At 38.0% G+C, this 18206-nt stretch carries 24 protein-coding genes; 7 read left to right on the top strand and 17 right to left on the bottom strand.

Annotated features, from left to right (window positions below; genetic code table 11):
* Positions 1 to 44 precede the first annotated feature (44 nt).
* Together LJC66_RS09970 and LJC66_RS09965 are read right to left on the bottom strand one after the other, a co-directional pair.
* The gene (locus tag LJC66_RS09970) at positions 45 to 563 is read right to left on the bottom strand and encodes a hypothetical protein (protein WP_195694377.1); all 519 of its coding nucleotides are present in this window, start codon (positions 561 to 563) and stop codon (positions 45 to 47) included.
* A gap of 278 nt (positions 564 to 841) precedes the next feature.
* On the bottom strand, positions 842 to 2530 hold the full coding sequence (locus tag LJC66_RS09965) for a formate--tetrahydrofolate ligase (RefSeq protein WP_195694379.1): 1689 nt from the start codon (positions 2528 to 2530) through the stop codon (positions 842 to 844).
* A gap of 351 nt (positions 2531 to 2881) precedes the next feature.
* On the opposite strand from LJC66_RS09965, the gene metA reads away from it, so the two are divergent.
* The gene (metA, locus tag LJC66_RS09960; protein ID WP_043982019.1) at positions 2882 to 3793 is read left to right on the top strand and encodes a homoserine O-acetyltransferase MetA; all 912 of its coding nucleotides are present in this window, start codon (positions 2882 to 2884) and stop codon (positions 3791 to 3793) included.
* A gap of 214 nt (positions 3794 to 4007) precedes the next feature.
* Here the strand turns inward: metA and LJC66_RS09955 are convergent, their stop codons facing one another.
* Positions 4008 to 4736, bottom strand: coding sequence for a hypothetical protein (locus LJC66_RS09955; protein ID WP_230932456.1), 729 nt, complete (start codon positions 4734 to 4736; stop codon positions 4008 to 4010).
* A 103-nt stretch (positions 4737 to 4839) separates the two neighbouring features.
* Here LJC66_RS09955 and LJC66_RS09950 point away from each other — a divergent pair, with 103 nt between their 5' ends.
* Positions 4840 to 5085: a hypothetical protein gene (locus tag LJC66_RS09950; protein WP_050690031.1), complete on the top strand. Its 246-nt coding sequence runs from the start codon at positions 4840 to 4842 to the stop codon at positions 5083 to 5085.
* Positions 5086 to 5095: 10 nt separating this feature from the next.
* Here the strand turns inward: LJC66_RS09950 and LJC66_RS09945 are convergent, their stop codons facing one another.
* The 5 genes from LJC66_RS09945 to LJC66_RS09925 form a co-directional block, all read right to left on the bottom strand.
* The gene (locus LJC66_RS09945; protein ID WP_230932455.1) at positions 5096 to 5293 is read right to left on the bottom strand and encodes a hypothetical protein; all 198 of its coding nucleotides are present in this window, start codon (positions 5291 to 5293) and stop codon (positions 5096 to 5098) included.
* A 341-nt stretch (positions 5294 to 5634) separates the two neighbouring features.
* Positions 5635 to 5877, bottom strand: coding sequence for a hypothetical protein (locus LJC66_RS09940; protein ID WP_050690033.1), 243 nt, complete (start codon positions 5875 to 5877; stop codon positions 5635 to 5637).
* Positions 5878 to 5906: 29 nt separating this feature from the next.
* Positions 5907 to 6107 carry a hypothetical protein gene (locus tag LJC66_RS09935; RefSeq protein WP_223260161.1) on the bottom strand — a complete coding sequence of 67 codons (201 nt, stop codon included), beginning with the start codon at positions 6105 to 6107 and terminating at the stop codon, positions 5907 to 5909.
* Between the two features lie 639 nt (positions 6108 to 6746).
* Entirely contained in the window at positions 6747 to 6935 is a 189-nt protein-coding gene (locus tag LJC66_RS09930; RefSeq protein ID WP_014460480.1) for a hypothetical protein, read from the bottom strand.
* 84 nt (positions 6936 to 7019) lie between these two features.
* Positions 7020 to 7430 (bottom strand): hypothetical protein, encoded by a 411-nt coding sequence (locus LJC66_RS09925; protein WP_025752021.1) that lies wholly within the window; start codon positions 7428 to 7430, stop codon positions 7020 to 7022.
* A 160-nt stretch (positions 7431 to 7590) separates the two neighbouring features.
* On the opposite strand from LJC66_RS09925, the gene LJC66_RS09920 reads away from it, so the two are divergent.
* Together LJC66_RS09920 and LJC66_RS09915 are read left to right on the top strand one after the other, a co-directional pair.
* The gene (locus tag LJC66_RS09920; RefSeq protein ID WP_230932454.1) at positions 7591 to 8322 is read left to right on the top strand and encodes a polysaccharide deacetylase family protein; all 732 of its coding nucleotides are present in this window, start codon (positions 7591 to 7593) and stop codon (positions 8320 to 8322) included.
* A gap of 464 nt (positions 8323 to 8786) precedes the next feature.
* Complete coding sequence (locus LJC66_RS09915) at positions 8787 to 8951, top strand: hypothetical protein (RefSeq protein WP_013056680.1); 165 nt, start codon at positions 8787 to 8789, stop codon at positions 8949 to 8951.
* Positions 8952 to 9073: 122 nt separating this feature from the next.
* On the opposite strand, the gene LJC66_RS09910 is transcribed toward LJC66_RS09915, so the two are convergent.
* On the bottom strand, positions 9074 to 9769 hold the full coding sequence (locus LJC66_RS09910) for a peptidoglycan-binding protein (protein WP_230932453.1): 696 nt from the start codon (positions 9767 to 9769) through the stop codon (positions 9074 to 9076).
* Positions 9770 to 9891: 122 nt separating this feature from the next.
* Positions 9892 to 10641, bottom strand: a complete 750-nt coding sequence (locus tag LJC66_RS09905) for a Cof-type HAD-IIB family hydrolase (protein ID WP_195694393.1) — start codon at positions 10639 to 10641, stop codon at positions 9892 to 9894.
* Between the two features lie 245 nt (positions 10642 to 10886).
* Between LJC66_RS09905 and LJC66_RS09900 the strand changes: the two genes are divergently transcribed.
* The gene (locus LJC66_RS09900; RefSeq protein ID WP_195694395.1) at positions 10887 to 11729 is read left to right on the top strand and encodes a sulfurtransferase; all 843 of its coding nucleotides are present in this window, start codon (positions 10887 to 10889) and stop codon (positions 11727 to 11729) included.
* Between the two features lie 75 nt (positions 11730 to 11804).
* Here LJC66_RS09900 and LJC66_RS09895 read toward each other — a convergent pair whose 3' ends face one another.
* From LJC66_RS09895 to LJC66_RS09880, 4 genes are all read right to left on the bottom strand, one after another.
* A complete protein-coding gene (locus LJC66_RS09895) occupies positions 11805 to 12449 on the bottom strand; it encodes a FusB/FusC family EF-G-binding protein (protein ID WP_230932452.1) in 645 nt (214 codons plus the stop codon).
* Positions 12450 to 12584: 135 nt separating this feature from the next.
* Positions 12585 to 12854 (bottom strand): CD3324 family protein, encoded by a 270-nt coding sequence (locus LJC66_RS09890; protein ID WP_230932451.1) that lies wholly within the window; start codon positions 12852 to 12854, stop codon positions 12585 to 12587.
* Positions 12855 to 13229: 375 nt separating this feature from the next.
* The gene (locus tag LJC66_RS09885) at positions 13230 to 13358 is read right to left on the bottom strand and encodes a YuzL family protein (protein WP_013056674.1); all 129 of its coding nucleotides are present in this window, start codon (positions 13356 to 13358) and stop codon (positions 13230 to 13232) included.
* A 65-nt stretch (positions 13359 to 13423) separates the two neighbouring features.
* Positions 13424 to 14104 carry a class I SAM-dependent methyltransferase gene (locus LJC66_RS09880; protein ID WP_050690040.1) on the bottom strand — a complete coding sequence of 227 codons (681 nt, stop codon included), beginning with the start codon at positions 14102 to 14104 and terminating at the stop codon, positions 13424 to 13426.
* A 104-nt stretch (positions 14105 to 14208) separates the two neighbouring features.
* On the opposite strand from LJC66_RS09880, the gene LJC66_RS09875 reads away from it, so the two are divergent.
* Together LJC66_RS09875 and LJC66_RS09870 are read left to right on the top strand one after the other, a co-directional pair.
* Complete coding sequence (locus LJC66_RS09875; protein ID WP_013056672.1) at positions 14209 to 14433, top strand: DUF3892 domain-containing protein; 225 nt, start codon at positions 14209 to 14211, stop codon at positions 14431 to 14433.
* A gap of 12 nt (positions 14434 to 14445) precedes the next feature.
* A complete protein-coding gene (locus LJC66_RS09870; RefSeq protein ID WP_013056671.1) occupies positions 14446 to 14592 on the top strand; it encodes a hypothetical protein in 147 nt (48 codons plus the stop codon).
* A gap of 303 nt (positions 14593 to 14895) precedes the next feature.
* On the opposite strand, the gene LJC66_RS09865 is transcribed toward LJC66_RS09870, so the two are convergent.
* From LJC66_RS09865 to LJC66_RS09855, 3 genes are all read right to left on the bottom strand, one after another.
* Positions 14896 to 15771, bottom strand: coding sequence for a helix-turn-helix domain-containing protein (locus LJC66_RS09865; RefSeq protein ID WP_014460489.1), 876 nt, complete (start codon positions 15769 to 15771; stop codon positions 14896 to 14898).
* Positions 15772 to 16205: 434 nt separating this feature from the next.
* The gene (gene ribD / locus LJC66_RS09860) at positions 16206 to 17297 is read right to left on the bottom strand and encodes a bifunctional diaminohydroxyphosphoribosylaminopyrimidine deaminase/5-amino-6-(5-phosphoribosylamino)uracil reductase RibD (protein ID WP_230932450.1); all 1092 of its coding nucleotides are present in this window, start codon (positions 17295 to 17297) and stop codon (positions 16206 to 16208) included.
* The gene (locus LJC66_RS09855; protein ID WP_170943785.1) at positions 17294 to 18043 is read right to left on the bottom strand and encodes a GTP cyclohydrolase II; all 750 of its coding nucleotides are present in this window, start codon (positions 18041 to 18043) and stop codon (positions 17294 to 17296) included. The genes ribD and LJC66_RS09855 overlap by 4 nt, the downstream gene beginning before the upstream one ends.
* Between the last annotated feature and the right edge of the window lie 163 nt (positions 18044 to 18206).

Below are 18206 nucleotides of genomic sequence, written 5' to 3'. Positions count from 1 at the left end.
CCTATTGTAATTCACTTTATTTCGGAAGTACAACTGAAACGCTCTTATGATTTGTCGTAAAGAACCTTTAGCTGATCAGTCGTTTGCAGCATGTAATCAATCATCTCAATTAAATCTCCTACTTGGTCTTCGTAAATAAATCGGTTAAAGGTTACCTCAATATTGTTTTCGTATTCGCTTCCTCCGACTTCATGAGTAATACGCTGCTTAACAACTCTTGTTGTTCCCCAGATCTTCTCACACATTCCCTGTATGTTTTGAAACTCAGCTTCTTCAAACGGTTTTTGTTTTTTTAGCTGAAAATGAATATAAACTGTACACCCTGGTTTTTCTACACGGGAAGGCGTTAATTCGGCATGAATGTTGTCTAAGTCGGTTGATAAAGTTAGCGACGCGGTACAGCAAAAATGCTGTTGAAAAGAAATGCGGTACGTTCGAGTAAACTGAGCTAAGTCTACAAAATCTTCGCGATTCGTAACAGATACTTGCCCAGATAAGTCAAGATCATAGATCTCTCCTTCTACAACAACTTTTAAATTATCAAATACAATCGGATCAAACATTTCAACTACTTCCTTTTTTATAAAATACGAACAGTCAGCTCTTCTTCTTTCTTGCCAAATTAATTCATAACATACCTGTTATTTTGTTTTATATTGCAAGAAAGAGATTGAGACCCAACTAAGTCCACCCAATCTACATCTAGAAGCCACTACACCCATGAAACTTCTTTTTACCATAACTATGAAAAAATCCGAACGAGTTTGATTCTTCATCAAGAATCTTGCTTCATCGTTCGGATTTTCCTTCAACTAAAACACTCTTACCCTAGCCTCTTCTCTTAAAAAATCCCTAGGGCATGTCCATTCTCGTCAATATCCATATTGAGCGCAGCAGGTTTTTTTGGAAGTCCAGGCATTGTCATAATTGAACCTGTTAGCGCCACAAGAAACCCAGCTCCGAGTGAAGGACGGAATTCCCTTACCGTAATCTTAAAATCAGTTGGTCGCCCAAGCTTCGTCTGATCATCACTTAACGAATACTGCGTTTTGGCCATACAAATTGGCAGGTGATCCCAACCGTTTGCTTCAAATTGCTGTATTTGTTTTAACGCTTTTGGAGCAAAATCTACGCCTTGTGCTCCATATACAGTTTTAGCAATAGCTTCTACTTTTTCTGGAATCGAAGCTGACACATCGTAAAGAGGAGAAAATTGACTTTCTGTCTCGTTCATGACTTCAAGAATTTTTTCAGCAAGCATGACGCCGCCTTCTCCACCTTTTTCCCATACTTCTGTTAAAGCAACTGGAACATTCTTTGAAGCACACCAATTCATAAGCGCTTCTACTTCACCTTTTGAGTCCGTCACAAAACGGTTCACGGCTACAACGTAAGGAACGCCGAATGCCTGAATCGTTTCAATATGCTTTTCCAGATTTTCAATTCCCGCTTCTAAAGCCTCAATGTTTTCTTCATTTAAACGCTCTTTAGGAACGCCCCCATGCATTTTCAAAGCCCGAATTGTCGCAACGATTACCACCGTTTCAGGTTTAATATCTGCCATACGAGCTTTAATATTCAGGAATTTTTCTGCGCCTAAATCTGCCCCGAATCCCGCTTCTGTTACTACATAGTCGCCTAGTTTTGCAGCCATTTTTGTGGCAATGACGCTATTGCAACCGTGGGCAATATTAGCAAAAGGACCTCCGTGAATGAGGGCTGGAGTATGTTCCAACGTCTGTACAAGGTTTGGTTTAATCGCATCTTTTAAAAGAAGAGTAAGCGCTCCTTGTGCACCTAAGTCTGCAACCGTTACAGGCTCATTGTCTATGTTGTAAGCTACCACAATAGACGCTAAGCGACGCTTCAAGTCTTGTAAATCTGACGCTAAGCAGAAAATAGCCATAATTTCTGATGCCACCGTAATATCAAATCCATCTTCTCGCGGAACACCCTGCATCGGACCACCTAATCCAATGACGACCTGACGCAGCGCGCGGTCGTTTAAATCCACCACTCGTTTCCACGTGATTTTACGTGTATCAATACGCAATTCATTTCCTTGATGTATATGGTTATCTAAAATAGCTGCCAGCGCGTTGTTAGCTGTTGTGATGGCATGCAGGTCTCCAGTAAAGTGTAAGTTAATATCCTCCATTGGAAGCACTTGAGCATAACCGCCGCCAGCGGCACCTCCTTTAATTCCCATTACCGGACCAAGAGATGGTTCACGCATGGCGACAATCGCTTTTTTACCTAATCTATGTAATGCCTGAGCTAAGCCAACTGTCACTGTCGACTTCCCTTCTCCTGCTGGAGTTGGATTAATAGCTGTAACTAAAATCACTTTTCCATCTTGTTTTGTGTGTAAACGTTCCATAACGGACAAAGAAAGCTTGGCTTTATAATGTCCGTACGGCTCTAGCTCGGCCTCTAAAATATCCAGGTGCTCGGCAATCTCTTTAATCGGTTTAATCGTTGCCTCTTGTGCAATTTGCAAATCACTTTTTATTTGCTTCTTAGTTGTCATATAAAAACCCCTTTTCTGCTGAGAATTCTTTTTAAACACTTCATCAAAAAAGGATAAAATCCATTTTCTGGGGGAGATATGAAGTTTAATAAATACAAGAACGACTGTGCTATAAATTTTACTGAGTTTCAGTCAAGCTAAAAAAGCATAGCAACGCTCCAGTTTAACCTTATTGTACCATTTCATTTTAGCCATTACGCATATTAATGCTCTTTTTTTTCAAAATTCAATTGCTTAATATTCTGTATATTCCTATAATAGTATATTGTACATAAATGTTGGACCTCATCTTCACGTGAGAAAGAACATTTATACGCGTCATTACTTCGAAATCGAATAGGAGGAATTTTATTGCCTATTAATATTCCACGTGATCTTCCGGCAAAAGAAATTTTAGAAAAAGAGAGAATTTTCATCATGGACGACGTGCGCGCGGTTAACCAAGAAATTCGCCCGCTTAATATTGTTATCCTAAACTTAATGCCGGAAAAAGAAAAAGCTGAAACGCAATTATTACGTTTACTCGGGAACTCACCGCTGCAAGTGCATATTACACTTCTTTATACGGCAAGCCATAAAGCAAAAACAACGAGTAAAAATCACCTAGATCAGTTTTATAAAACGTTTGAACAAATTAAAGAACGAAAATATGACGGAATGATTATTACAGGGGCACCTGTAGAACATATACCATTTGAAGAAGTAAACTACTGGAAAGAGCTTCAAGAAATTATGGATTGGTGTAAAACAAATGTGACTTCTACCCTTCATATCTGTTGGGGAGCTCAAGCCGGACTTTATCATCACTTTGGCATTGACAAGCGACCTCTTTCTGATAAATGCACGGGTGTATTTACGCATGTGGTATCGAGTGAAGAACCGATTAAGCTGCTGCGAGGATTTGATGATGTCTTTTATTCTCCTCATTCTCGTCACACCGACGTCGACATGAATGAAGTAAAAAACCATCCTGGGCTTGAGCTTCTTTCCTACTCTGAAGAAGCTGGTGTTTATATGGCGATGTCTAAAGACGAAAAGTTTGTTTTCGTTACAGGTCACCCAGAGTACGACGTTCAAACACTGCAGGAAGAATTTCTTCGAGATACAGAAAGAGGGCTAGAACCAAAGCTTCCGGAACACTATTTCCCAAACAATGATCCTGACAAAAACCCTTTAAAAACATGGCGTTCTCATGCCAACCTGCTGTTTATGAATTGGTTGAACTATTATGTTTACCAAGAGACTCCATATCTGTGGGAATGAAAGAACCGATCTGTCCCAGTATTCAATTAAATTACGCATGCTCTTTTTTGTGTTAAAACTGCAGCAGCCGAGAAACAAACTAAAAAACCTGCTACTCCAAACAAGTAGCAGGTTTTCTATTACTAATTCTTCTTTATTCCGCAATTAAAGCTTCCTTTCAGAAATTCAGCATCAACAACACTGCTTTTGAAATCCAACATTCACATACTATTTCTTATTCCCCCTTTTCATCTTCATTTAGTTTTGTTTCATCCATTTCCTTCGTTTGTTCTTCTATCATTGTGTCCAGCCACTGGGGCGGCTTACCGTCTTGGTTTTCATTGTATACTTCCGATATACCTTTTTCTTCCAAAGAGGATAAGATGTCATGAATGTCATTTTGATTACCTAAAATATTGCCGAATCCTTGACTCACTTTTTTATGACTTCTAAAGTTTGTCGGAAAGTTATTGCCAAAATTCACAGCTGAAGCATCTTCGATTGTGCCAATGTGGATGTCACCTATGCTAAAAGTGGATTCTAGAGCTTGATCAGGCTCCCTCATTTCTTCCGTATGGATTAGTCTGTAAGGAACGCTTCTTTCATTAATTTTAACTGATATTTCAGAAGGGCCCTTTTCTTTATTTTTTGCTTTATTATTTTGACTACCCGATTTCCCATTAACATCAGAGTCATTTGTTGTTTGTTTACCTTTCTTTACCGGCGCTTGATATCGATTCGTTTGCGCAGGAAAAGTATTACCAATATTCAACGTTCCACTGAGTTCCTTTACATCAATATGTTCTAAATAATAAGACAGTTCGTCCAAGTTCAGTGTTTCAACGTTCTTTATATCCAAATGAAAAGAGTGGACCTTTTCTTTTGAAAGTTCATGCAGGTTTTTTTCTAAACTTGTGAGCCTTTTTTCAATGTTTTGGAGTATATTCAGCACCTTTTCATCCATAGAGTTTGACCCCTTATTTGATTTAACACTTTTAGCCCATTTACAACATATAGTAGTGTATTAGATAACTTGAACTAATGTCTCATATGTATCGGGAGGAATTATGAAAATACACCTTTGTTCTCCTCAAATCGTTTTTGATGATCTCACCGTAAATGCGGTTAAAAACAACGCAGGAGTTTTTATAGGGAAGAATGTTCAACAAAATTGGGAAACTACGATCAGCAGCAGTAATTCAGGTTTCGGCACAATTTCGGGAGATGATAATCAACTATCCTATAACACACATCTTGTTCTTGGTGAAGATGATGTAAATGATTCTTTTGAGCAAGTCGCAAAGAAAGCTTAACTCTACGTTCTTATTCATCATTCTTTTTAGGGATTTTCGCCACGGTGGTATTATTTAAAATTTTATTAGAATCACCAACTATTTTTCCGAAACCGTCAGAAATTCGACTTTTATGACTCCATTTATATTGAATATTAACGCCATAAAATAGGCCTGAACTGTTTTGAATTTTATTTACTTTGATGGAATGATAGTGAATATTAGACATAAAAACACCTCACAGACAGCAGTTTACTTCATCACATTCAATATAAAACTGAAAATACATTATCTTATGTTTAAATTCTTATCTGTTTACCTCAAATTGAACGTCTCTTTAATCATTTGAGCTTTTACGTCTTTTCTATGATACTTACTCCGTTTACGATAAAAGTATTCCTGTCATTACCTTTTGGTCTATGTTAATAGCTGCGATTACATCCTAAAATAAGCTAGCAAAAAACCATCTGTATAAAAGATGGTTTAACTCTATTACTAATCTATTCTCGCCACTCTGACAGAATAATAAGAGTGCTTAAAGGGGTATTTGCAGAACCCGTTTTTCCTCATTTAACTTTGTGTAACAGGGGCGTTGTTGACATCTATATTTTCAGAAAAATAGGAATCAACGACGTCATTATCGTTAATAACATTTACCATTTGAGAGGCAAAGTTATTATAGCCAATTATTTCACCAAACCCCGTATTACTTTTCCAATTCACTTCCCAATCTGATTGAGTATTTTCTCCTGTGAAAATACCAGAGTTATTAGAAATATACGTAACATTAAGATTAGTAAATTTTATAATCAACTTTTCTCAACTTCTTTCATCTTCTTTTCCTAGAACTGAGAAACTGGCTGAGGATTAATATTTTCCGGCTGAGTAATTGGCGTATCACAAACATCCTGATCATTAATGATATTTGTGCTGCCCAATATAGCTGAATTTATAGCAAAACCGTTTCCTAAGTTAAATTTACCTTGGGAATTCCAATCTGGCTGGCTATTTTGACCTGAAGCAATTACTGAATTGGACACCATACTTACCACGTTTATTTGGTTGAAAATGACGGAAACAGGCATTAGTCAATTCCTCCGTTTTCTAAAATTTTAATATAGTGTATGCTTCCTTTTAAAGTATGGTTCAATCGATTTTCTGCAATCAAAAATGTTAGTTAGGTCTTACAATTAGTCATTATACCTACTCTTCTTATAAATCGTTTTGCACTTGCCCTAATCAGCAAGCCTGAAGGGCGGAATTTATTGATTATCCTTAGGAAAAAAATTATTTAGCTATCTTTTTGCACAGCTATGTTTTTCTTTTTAATTTTCATTTAGAACATAGTTTTATCAAATAAACAGAGAGATTGAGACATAACGAAATCGATCTACAGACAAACAAATGAAATAAATGGTCTAATATGGATCGCTTGTTTCACCACTGTTGATTTCCGTACAAGACTTCGCTTTCCGCGGGCGGCCGATGAGCCTCCTCGCCGCTTCTGTTCCTGCAGGGTCTCACCTTTTCCGCTTTTCCCCAGAAGTCTTCACCTTACCCTCCAATCAACAGCTAGAAGCACCTACATACTGCCTACGTTCACTCTACCAATGAAAAAATCCGAACGCGTTTGATTCTTGGTGGAGAATCAAACGCGTTCGGATTTTCTTGTCCCAGCTTTTTTAAAGTTCTTTAATATATTCAATGACCGAATCTGGAAATTCGTTTCGAATTCCGCAATTCCCACAATAAAATCCGCTATATTCGTCTGTCGCAACGTACTGTCTTAAAAGAAACAATGTTAACCTGTTTGGGAGACCGCATTCTGTGCAAAACGCCAGGTATTTGCTGCGCTGTCTGTTTGCTGACATACGTTTCATCCTTTCGATTAACTATAGAAAGCGTTTTCTTATTTATATGGAGCTTTCTTGTTAGTTTATGACAGCAATTACGGTCTATCTCCAATTATTGTCGCGACGAGAAGGGCGGAATAAACGCAGAATTAAATTAATTATAAGCACAATAGCTAAAATGTTAATTAACAACCCAAAAATCCCGCCCAGTGCACCCATATGACCAAGCAAACCGCCAAATAACATCCCTGCCAGGCCGCCATAAAGCAGTCCACGAGCGAATCCTCCTCGTTTTGAACGGGTAACGCCTCGATTTACAGTTCCATTTCTGCGGTTTGAAAAATTAGACCTCGGCTCATTTTGTCTAACACTTGGCTGTCTATTAAACGACCGCTTCCCCGAACGATACGACCTTGCACTTGCGTTATAGTCATCATGATAGGAAATATATTCAGCTAAGGGAGATAAACTTAGCGAAAAAATCAATGCTACGGCAATCATTATTTTTTTCATCTGCTTTTTCCTTTCTTCACCTAATAGTAACTGTTTATTATAGTACGCTGTTTCATTCATATCATACGCTTTGACACAAAAGGGAAATTCAGCTTCATACAAAATTTTTAATCGGGTATCATAACGTTATACTTTGCCCTAGAAAGGAGCGTGCATGTACATGATACGAAAAATTAGCGTACTGCTTTTCACACTGTGTTTCTTATTTAATGGAGCCCTTCCTGCACTATGTAAAGCGGAACAAGTAAAAAATGTAGCTGTGCGTGACCGTTTGCTTTATCAAGGTAATAACCAACTAAAGCAAACCGCCCTAACATTTGATGATGGACCGGATCCGCGCTTTACTCCACATGTATTGGATCAATTGAAAAAGCATGGTATTAAAGCAACCTTTTTTCTTATTGGGGCAAAAGCTCACGAACACCCTGAGCTGGTGAAAAGAATGGTAGCCGAAGGTCATGCTGTTGGGATTCATACCTATTGGCACCCCAATTTACTAAAGGAATCTACTGAAAAGTTTCACTGGGAAATTGCCAAAACTCAGGCTATTATTAAAAACATTACCGGTTTTGAAACACAGCTGTTTCGTCCTCCATATGGAAATTTAACGAAAGAAATGATCAACGAGCTGCCAAATGAAAATGTCTATGCGATTAACTGGTCTTCTGATTCATTAGACTGGAAGCAAATCCCAGAAACAGAAATCACCAATAATGTATTTAAGAACATGCATGCCGGAACAATTGTTTTGATGCACGACGGCGGCCATTGGACCATGGACCTTTCTAACACCGCAAAGTCACTGGATACCATCATTCCTAGACTTAAGCAAGAAGGATATCATTTTGTGACCGTCCCAGAACTTTTGCACATCCCTTATCCAAAAAATTAAGCTCCAAAGAGTTTCTGATTTAGAAACTCTTTGGAGCTTTACGATTTCCCTTGATAGAAAGTAAATATGCCTCTCCTACAAAAAGAGCGTGTCAAAAGATCTAATTCAAATCCATCTTAACACTCAAAAATATGCCTTATTTCTTCAAAACATTATCATACTAAAGATACAAAAAGAGACATTCTTTTTTTGTTCCATCCCTCTACAATAGAGGGAATTTACGGATAACCTCTAAAATAGGTTTTAAGTTGCATGATTAGGAGTAAATATTACTATAACTACTCTCATATTTTTAGACAAGCTGCATATATATAAAATGAGAGAGTCGAACGCATTCCACATATCCCTAAATTTCTTCTTCTCACAAAAAAATTGACGAACTTTTTTTGTCAACAGGTGCGTATAGATATGATAGAATTCCTATATAATGACCTGGATTCATTTCTAAACAAGGAGTTTTGACTATGATTAATGAACAAGAGACGTTGTTATTTATTAAAGAACTTGGCCGCTTGTTGAAAGACTATCAAAACTGTTCAAACGCCTCTGTAAAAAGTGAAATATATAAAGATATCGTGTTGTTGAGCAATGTTATCCAGTTAGATCACGTGAACGTTTCTTACGCTTAGAAAATCCTTTTTATTTCTTTATAAATTTCAGTTTTTCTACTATAACTACAGAAAAGGAAGAAAGGAGACGATTTCCATCCATCTCCTTTCTTCCTTTTCTCGTTATCGGTTTTTATGGTTATTTAGAACATAGTTTTATTAAAATTATTGTAGAGCTTTTCGAGTGTTTTCGGTCCAACTATTCCATCTACCTGCAGATAAAGTGCTTGTTGAAAAGCTTTTACCGCTTTGAAAGTGGAAGACCCGAATATACCGTCTGCGCCTCCAAAAAGAGAATAACCTAAGTGAATAAGCATACGCTGAATTAACTGTACGTGATTTCCTCGATCTCCGTATTTAATTAACATGCTTGAAGCCTTTGGCGTCTGTTTTTTAGGTCCTTTTCCACTTCGAAGCTCCGACAAAGATAAACCGAATGTATATTGAAAATGAGGGTAATCTTTTAAGCTTGTCCAATCTCCTCCCCATTCCAACCCAATCCTTTTTCCTATCTCTCCCGCTTTGTCCCATCTTCGATCAATGGTCCAGTCAACTTTTCCGTCGTTATCGAGCAGCGCAATGTCAAAAGCTAGTCCATAGTTGTGATAAGAATACCCGCCTTTGGCATTAGTCACAATACTTCCTGGTGTTGTTCGGCCTTGTGAATATAGTTTGCGCTGATGCGCTATCGATCTAAATCCTTCAGTGATACTAACAAATATGCTTTCTTTATATGCTTGCCCAATGAGCTCGTACGCTTTTTCCTGCACTATTTCATGTACATCTTGCAACTTATTTTCTGCTTTTTGTAACAGCTTGTCTAATGATAAATCACTCATACTCCCCACTCCTTAACTAGATGGCTTCTCCTTATATATACGTATAAGACGAACTCTAAGGGAGGCATCCAGTATCAGTTTATGCGGGAAGCAGTTAAGTTGTGCAACATGGAGAGCTGCTGTTATTTCAGCACCCAGTGGCTGATAGCCTTCGCTACTCCGTTATTGACATTTGTATCTGTCACCCAGTCCGCTGCTTCTTTTACAGCTTCCTGAGCATTTCCCATGGCGATTCCACACCCTGCCGCTTCAATCATAGCCATATCATTTAAGCTGTCTCCCATGGCAATGACTTCATCCATTGAAATGCCCAAACGTTCACATACGGTCATGATCCCTTTTGCTTTGTTAATACCAAGTGCATTAATTTCTAGATTCGTTAAACTAGAGTTGCTAATTTCAAAATCTGAAATGCCTGCTATTTGTTTCAGCACATCTTCTCGTAAAGCATCATCTGGAATATCGTAGCCAAACTTCAGCCATTCCTGTGAGGCAATATCTTCTGGAAATTCGTCTCTCCATACTTTATCCGTAGTCACCGCCCAAAAGTTAAGCTTATGCTCTTGCGTTAAATTCCACATCTTCTCTATATAAGCAGCATCAATTAACTTTCGTTCTACAAGCTCTCCAGATTCATCCCAAATTTCACTTCCGTTTACTGTAATAAGGTAAGAAGATAGCTGAAGAGACTGCGCATATTCACGGCATGTTAAAAGAGATCGTCCCGTGCTTAGCACCACATGAACACCTTGTTCTTGAGCTTTAGCAATGGCATCACGATTTTCTTTAGAAATTTCTTGCTGATTGTTCAGCAGCGTTCCATCCATATCTAGTGCGATCAGTTTAAATTCTTTCTTTTCATTTGTTTGCATCTTTCTCTCTCCTTCTCTTCAATAGTAGGTATGACATTACGCTGAGCATTTGACTTACACTATGTAACTCTTATTATAACTGTAGCACAGGAGCATTTCGCTCTGCATCAGATAAGCGTTAAAATGGTCAATTATTCTACGGGGAATAATTGAAGGAAAACAAAATAGCTTTGCCGTAATTTACATATAACGCTTTTCATTTTTAGTTATTTCAACTAGAATTTTGGTAAAAGGATGTGAATGTTATGAATACTATTATTTCACCAGCAGACTTACATACTGCATTACAGCAACCTCAACACTCCATTGTGTTGCTTGACTGCCGATTTACCCTTGGAAATTCTGAGGCAGGCGCAAGCGCTTATCAAAAGGAGCACCTCCCGCATGCTCATTACTTGGATTTAGAGAAAGATTTGTCTTCTGCAGCTGCTTCTCCCGGAGGCAGACACCCGCTGCCTGACGTTCAAAAGCTAGCTCAAAAGCTCGGCAGCTTAGGAATTAATGCTGATTCAAAAATCGTCGTTTATGATGAACAAAACGGAATGATGGCTTCAAGAGCATGGTGGCTACTGCGATATATAGGAATTGAAGACGTGAAAATTTTAAATGGAGGTTTTAATAAATGGAAGCAATCGGGATATGAAACAACGAAGAACGTACCAGAAGCTTCTCCTCAAACGTTTGTACCTTTCGTTCAACAAGATTGGGGACTCGCAGGAGTTGAATACGTAAAAGAGAATCTTCATAACCCTAATGTTGTTCTTATCGACTCTCGTGAAAAAAGGAGATATCTCGGCTTAGAAGAACCCATTGATTTTGTAGCAGGACATATCCCAGGCGCCATTCATTCTTTCTGGCAAGATGTGTTAACTTCAGAAGGTTTGTGGAAAACAGATAAAGAGTGGAAGGAAATGTTTTCAGCTATTGATTCTCACGCTGAAATCATTGTATACTGCGGATCGGGTGTATCTGCTTGCCCGAACGTTTTAGCTTTAAAATCAGCAGGTTTTCCAAATGTAAAATTATATGCCGGCAGCTGGAGCGATTGGATTAGCTATCGTGACAATCCAATCGAGAAAAACAGATAGACAAAGAAGGCTCAGTCTCACCAAAAGTATAGAGGCTGAACCTTCTCTTTTTGTATTCTTCTTATTAGGCGCATGTTATTTACTAAGCCTTAACATAAAATCATGAAGCCGCTCTAAGGTAAGCAAATTTTGATTACATGCTTCGCTATCTTGACAAATATAATTTCCTCGTTGTGTAAATGTCCCTTGAACAGTTCCTTTGATTTCAGCAGTGAACATACCGACTTCCTCGTAGCTGTGGCAAAGTGTGCATATTCCCTTCTGGTTGATAGGTTTAAACGTTCCTTGAATACCTTTTAACTTCTGGGTATCCGGATCCTGCGCTACGATAAACTTTCTGTTTGAGCCTTTATCGATCCAGCTGACATAGGAAATGCTCGTTAGATCAATGCTATCAGCAGAAGGGACTTTTAACTTTTTCACTTTTGGAAACAGCTTTTTCACGCCAGCTTCTGTAAAAGATTTAAATGGAATCACGTAAGGCTTTATCGTTTCTAAAAACACCTCTGCTTGCTCCTTATTTCTAACCTCAGCAACTGACAGCAGTAATTCTTCCTGTTCATCGCTAAGAACATCAAACACATTTAATACTTTTTCTTTTGCAAGAGCTTTTAAAGCCTGCAACACATCAGAATTGTTTACTGTTCCATGCCCATTGATAAGAATTTGCGCTTGGCTTTTGATAAAATTATATTGATCATTTCTTATAAACGCTTCCACGTTCTTCACTCCTTCTTCATTTAATCAGCTACTTTTTACTTTACCGTACGGATTCCTTTTATGAAATGTAAAAAATAAATCAGAAATAAACTATACCTAAAAAAGCGCAGGCATTCAGTTGCCAGCGCTTGATTTCTACCGTTGCTTTTTATATACAATTTTTTTGATGGTTTCGGTTGATAAAAAGTATTCACGGGCTAGTTCCTCAATTGAAGTTCCTTTTTCAAACAAATTCTTAATCCGTTCGTTTCGCTCGTCAATCAACTTTCTTCCACCAGAGCAAGTTCCCCATTTTCTTTTTGCCTTCTGCGGCTTTGGAATATAAATGGTTTCTCCTTGAATGTATTTTTGAATTTCACTAATCAGCTCTTCAGGTAAAATATTTCTTGCTTTTACATACGTCATTTCTGCCAGCTCCTTATGTGGTTTTGCTTATACAATAAGGGGCAAAGCCGTATATATTAGAAATGAGATATGCGCGGTTAGGCGATGTCTATTACTAAACCGTCCACCCCATGCAAAGTATCGCCTTTCTAATATCAGGCTTTGCATGAGACGCTGCAGTATCCGGTAAACATCTTTTATTTACCATTTATTACACCTCCACTTTACATCGAATGTAAACCAAACTTGTATAAAATTACAATTATTGGCTCAGATTTTATTATAAGCTATCTATAATCTTGCACACAATACCTTCTTATTTATAAAACTGACCCCATAAATAAAACGAACTTGCAGGGAGCTCGTTGTTCTCCCTGCAAGTTCGTTTTATTTTTGTTATGAACGCTTCTGCTTTTTGTTAGCTGAACTGCTTTGAACACCTTGTTCAGAAGTGGTCGTCCCTTGTCCTTCTACATTTGGTGAACCCAGCTCTGATTTTGAGCGGTCTTTTTTAATTTTACTCATGTCACTCACCTCCAGTTTGTAGTGTACCCTTTGTACAGCTACATATAAGGAGAGGTGTGCTGTTTTTATTGTTTCTTGAGCATAAATAGCCATAGAAACGTTAAGGCTTGCTTTAATTCATTTGGGAGCTGTCCAATCAGTTTATCTGTAACATTTCGCTTATATACACCTTCGCCATCGATTACTTCCCATCCATTTTCTTTTGCAAGCTGTTCAAACTCCCACGGCATCATCGTATTGCAAATAACGTCTTCACCATATAGTCTTTGAAAACTATTGGTACGAGGCTGAGCAGTTGGTCCAAGAATACCTACACATGCATATCCTCCTGTTTTTACAACTCGGTGCAATTCCTTCAAAGCTAATCGCGGGTGCTCCGTCCATTCTAGGGCGTTGATTACCATAACCCCTTCTACTGATTCAGAAGACAGCGGAAGCTGCATAATATCAGCTTGAGCGAACGACAAATTTTCACTTTTATGCAGCTGGGATGCTTTTTGAATCATTTCTTCTGATAAATCAAGACCGACTGCTTTATATCCAGAAGCAGCTAGAAGAGACGTTCCAAACCCATCACCGCAGCCCACGTCTGCCACTATACCACCTGATTTAAGATGTTTTTGAATAAATGGAATCACTGTTTTCCGACTTCCGTTTTTCCACATCTCTTCACTTCGGCTATTCCAAAATGAGACTTTTTGATTCCATTCGTCTTGAGCTTGATCATGCCAATTAAATGTTGTCATTTTTTATCCCCTTTGCACTCTTTTCTTTACCTTATCACTTTTTATAATGAATAAAAACGACTATTTCAGCAACCATATAGATGTAAAGGAAGGTGTTTATTTGTATGAAAGAACGTTTCGTTGCAGTACGTAAAAATGCAGACGGTGACCTCTTAGAATTCCAAACGGCTTCAGGAGACGTTTTAACCTATGAAGAAGCGTTAAAGAAAGTAGAAGCCGGGGACGTTGAGCATGTGAGTACCTTTGTAGGGAAAGACGGCGGTACGTATATTCGCAGTATTCCTGATCATGACAAAACAAATAATCTCGATGCATTGCCATCGTTTTAAAGGAGAATGAAGATGACTAAAAAGAATAACAAAGGAAGCGCTAATCAAAGTAATCCAAAAACGCAGCACCATCTTGTTGAAATGGGTGAAGAAATTTCAAGCGGGGATAATTCAAAAGGAAACAAACGCAACAAAGATCAGTCAAGTAAAACACAATAAAAAAAGCCGTGCTTCTTAGCACGGCTTTTTTTATTAATGTTGGCTTGGAAGACCTAATGTTGAAAAATCTCCTGTTGCTACGCTTGTTCCAACTGAAGCAACACCTGCTACTAATGTAAACGCTAATGCCATACCGACTAATACTTTTTTCATAATTATTTCCTCCTCTTTCTTTGATTTGACTCTAGTGTATCACAGGATAAAAGTAGATGAATTCCTTTCTATCAGCATTTATCCCCTTAAAATCATGGATTTCCTCCATTTTAATAGAAATTTCTCAAAAATTATAATGATAGGAATATTTTAAACAAATAGAGCTTCAAGTTCTTTTTCTACTAGCTTGACAAATCGCTCATTTCGTTGCAGGGTGAAAATGGTCATAGACTTTTCCATATATTCTTTACCTTGTTCAATTTTACCTAATTTGATTAAGCTCTCTCCTGCTTGGTAATGAAGTTCTCCAAATAAATACATTGATTCATTACTAATGCACAAATCGATTCCTCGGTTGCTATATATTAATGATTCATCATAGTTACTCATATCTCCAAGCGTTTTGGCAAGTGCATTTAGAATTCTAATTTTTATATTTTCGTCTTTTGTTTGGGGCAACTCATTTAAGCTTTTGAGTGCTGTTTGATATGTATCTAGAGCCTGTTCATACTCTTTCTCTTCATAAAGAATAATTCCAATGCTATTTAAAATTTCAATTTCTCTTTCTTTATAAAACGTTGCCGATTGCTTAGTAAGCTCGATCGCTTGGTACATTTTAGACAGCGCATCTTCTTTGTTATGATGAATGTAATACACGCAAATACCTTCGTGCCACATTAAAAATTGCTTGTTCAGCGGATTTTGAAACAGCGGACTTTCTTTTTCTTTTACAATGATATTATGAATAGCATCATAATCTCTCTGACGAATATATTGACGAATTAACGATTGAACCGCATCTACGTAATCAAGTCGAGGTGATTCGACACTATCAAAAAAGTAGTTAACATCTACGCCAAGGCGCTTAGAAATTTTATAGAGGGTAATGCTTGATGGATATTCTTCACCGTTTTCAATTTTGCTGATTTGCGCTTGTGTACAAATGTCTCTTGATAATTCTTGTTGTGTCAACCCTGCCATTTTACGAAGGTCTCTCATAACACTCCCAATTCTATACTCTCTCATCTCTTTTCTCACCCTTACTTTCACATAATATATTCTCTCTATAAACATATAGTGCTTTTATTTAGATAGTCAACTGTAAACACGTTAAAAATTTATACGATGTTTCGAAATTGACCATTCCCTATAATAGCAAATTAATCTATAAGAGTAAAATAGTGTATGATTCCTCTTATCCAAAAAACCCCATAAAAAACGAGATTGAGACATAACTACATCAATCCAATCTAAAGACGAACAAATAGGATAAATAATCTGGACTACTTGTCACACCACCGTTGATTTTCGTGCAAGACTTCGCTTCGCCCTCCAATCAACCGCTAAAAGCATCTGCATCCATGAAACCTATGTTCACCATAACAGCAAAAAATCCGAACGATAAATCGCTCGGACCTTCCTTCAACTAACATATTTTTGTTCCAGTCTCATTCACATTTTTATTTATAAACAGGATATCCAACAAATTTAAAGTCTTTGCCGATTGACGTCACAGAAAGACGCTCCACGTCCACTGCGTCCCACATTTTCTCTACGCCTTTTCCTTCTAGGAAAGTAGGAGCTTCTTTTCCTCCTGAAAGCTTTGGAGCCATATACAGCACCAATTTATCAATTAAACGATTTTCCACGAATGCGGCATTCACTTCGCCCCCTCCTTCAATTAAAAGAGACGACACAAATTTCTGACCTAGTATAGAAAGCATATCTTCAAGATTTACTTTGTCCTCACCGCTTGTAACAAATACTTCGACGCCTTGCTTTTCGAGCTGTTCTTTTTTTTCTTTTGAATAGCCCTGACTTGTAAATACCCACGTTGGAGCTAAAGAATCCGTTGCTAGCTTAGATTCAAGCGGCATGCGCAGCTTTGAATCCATCACAATACGAATTGGACTGCGGCCGCCTTCAATGCGAGTTGTCAGCTCGGGGTTGTCCTTAATGACCGTGTTCACCCCTACTAAGATACCCGCTGTTTCATGACGCAGCTGATGTACATCCAAACGAGCTTCCTCAGACGTAATCCACTTGCTGTGAGAAGAAGCAGTTGCTATTTTACCGTCTAACGTAATCGCTGACTTTAATGAAACAAACGGCTTCTTCGTTCCAATATACTTATTGAAGACCTCATTCATTTGACGTGACTCTTCTTCACATACACCTGTTATGACCTCAATGCCTGCGTTTTCTAAAATTTCAACTCCATTACCTGCTACTAAAGGATTGGGGTCTAAAGTTGCTATGACCACTTTTTTTACACCGGCTTCAACTAGCGCTTCAGCACAAGGACCTGTACGTCCGTGGTGTGAACAAGGCTCTAGCGTTACGTAAGCAGTCGCTCCTTTTGCTTGTTCGCCAGCCATTCGCAGCGCGTGAATTTCAGCGTGCGGTTCACCAGCTTTTAAATGCGTACCAATTCCAACGATTCGATTATCGTTTACAATGACCGATCCTACAAGCGGATTTGGCTCTGTTTGTCCTTTTGTTGCTTTTGCGTTTTGTAAAGCTATATTCATATAAAATTCGTGATTGATCAAAGAAGAACCTCCTCTTTTAAATGTCCTGAACGTTTAACTTTAGTATCTAAATACTTTTCATTAAACTGCGATACATCTCCCCAAAGTGGAACGCGCCCTGATAAAAGTGCGCCGTTTTTCTCAAGCGCGATTAGCTTTTTCGGATTATTGGTAATCAGCGTAACCGGTTTTTGGCGCAGCACTTTTAACACGCTGATGGCATCACTATAGCTGCGAGTATCATCTTCAAATCCTAACCCTTCGTTCGCCTCTACCGTATCAAATCCGTTTTCTTGAAGAACGTATGCCATTGCTTTGCTGAATAGGCCAATGCCGCGTCCTTCATGATTTGCTAAATAAAATAGCGCTCCGCTTCCATTTTCGACGATCATTTTCATCGATTGTTTTAATTGAAAACCGCAGTCGCAGCGTTTGCTTCCGAATATATCTCCCGTATGGCAGATACTGTGCATACGAATGAGTGCCTCATGCGATTCTTGAAAATCTCCGTACACAAGAACACTCGATTGCTGCATGTCAGCTAAATTAGCTCCTTGCATTTTTTCAATAAGCTCTTCCGTACTTAAAGATCCTTCTTTTACATTATCAGAACGCAACCATGAATACCAACTAAATACTTGTGTCTCGCCATCCAGATTCACAGGAAGCGTAATAGGTCCTACTATATAAATAAAATGGTCTTCATTTTTTACTACGTTAATTTTATCTTTTAAAATTGAAACAACTTTTTGGTTAATCACAGTCATTTCCTCCTCTTATGTGTCTTTCACTTATCTACTATTTTCACATTGTGCTCAATCTCTCACATGAACAACTGTTTTTTTTAGCACTTCACTACATTTATCTTTTTTAGTTGATGTATCAGCTTACTAAAAGTAAGTAACTTTACTTGCTTAAAGTATTATATGA

This window comes from Priestia sp. TSO9, assembly GCF_021029645.1.
GTDB lineage: Bacteria > Bacillota > Bacilli > Bacillales > Bacillaceae_H > Priestia > Priestia megaterium_E.
This window is presented reverse-complemented; position numbering and strand designations above follow the sequence as displayed.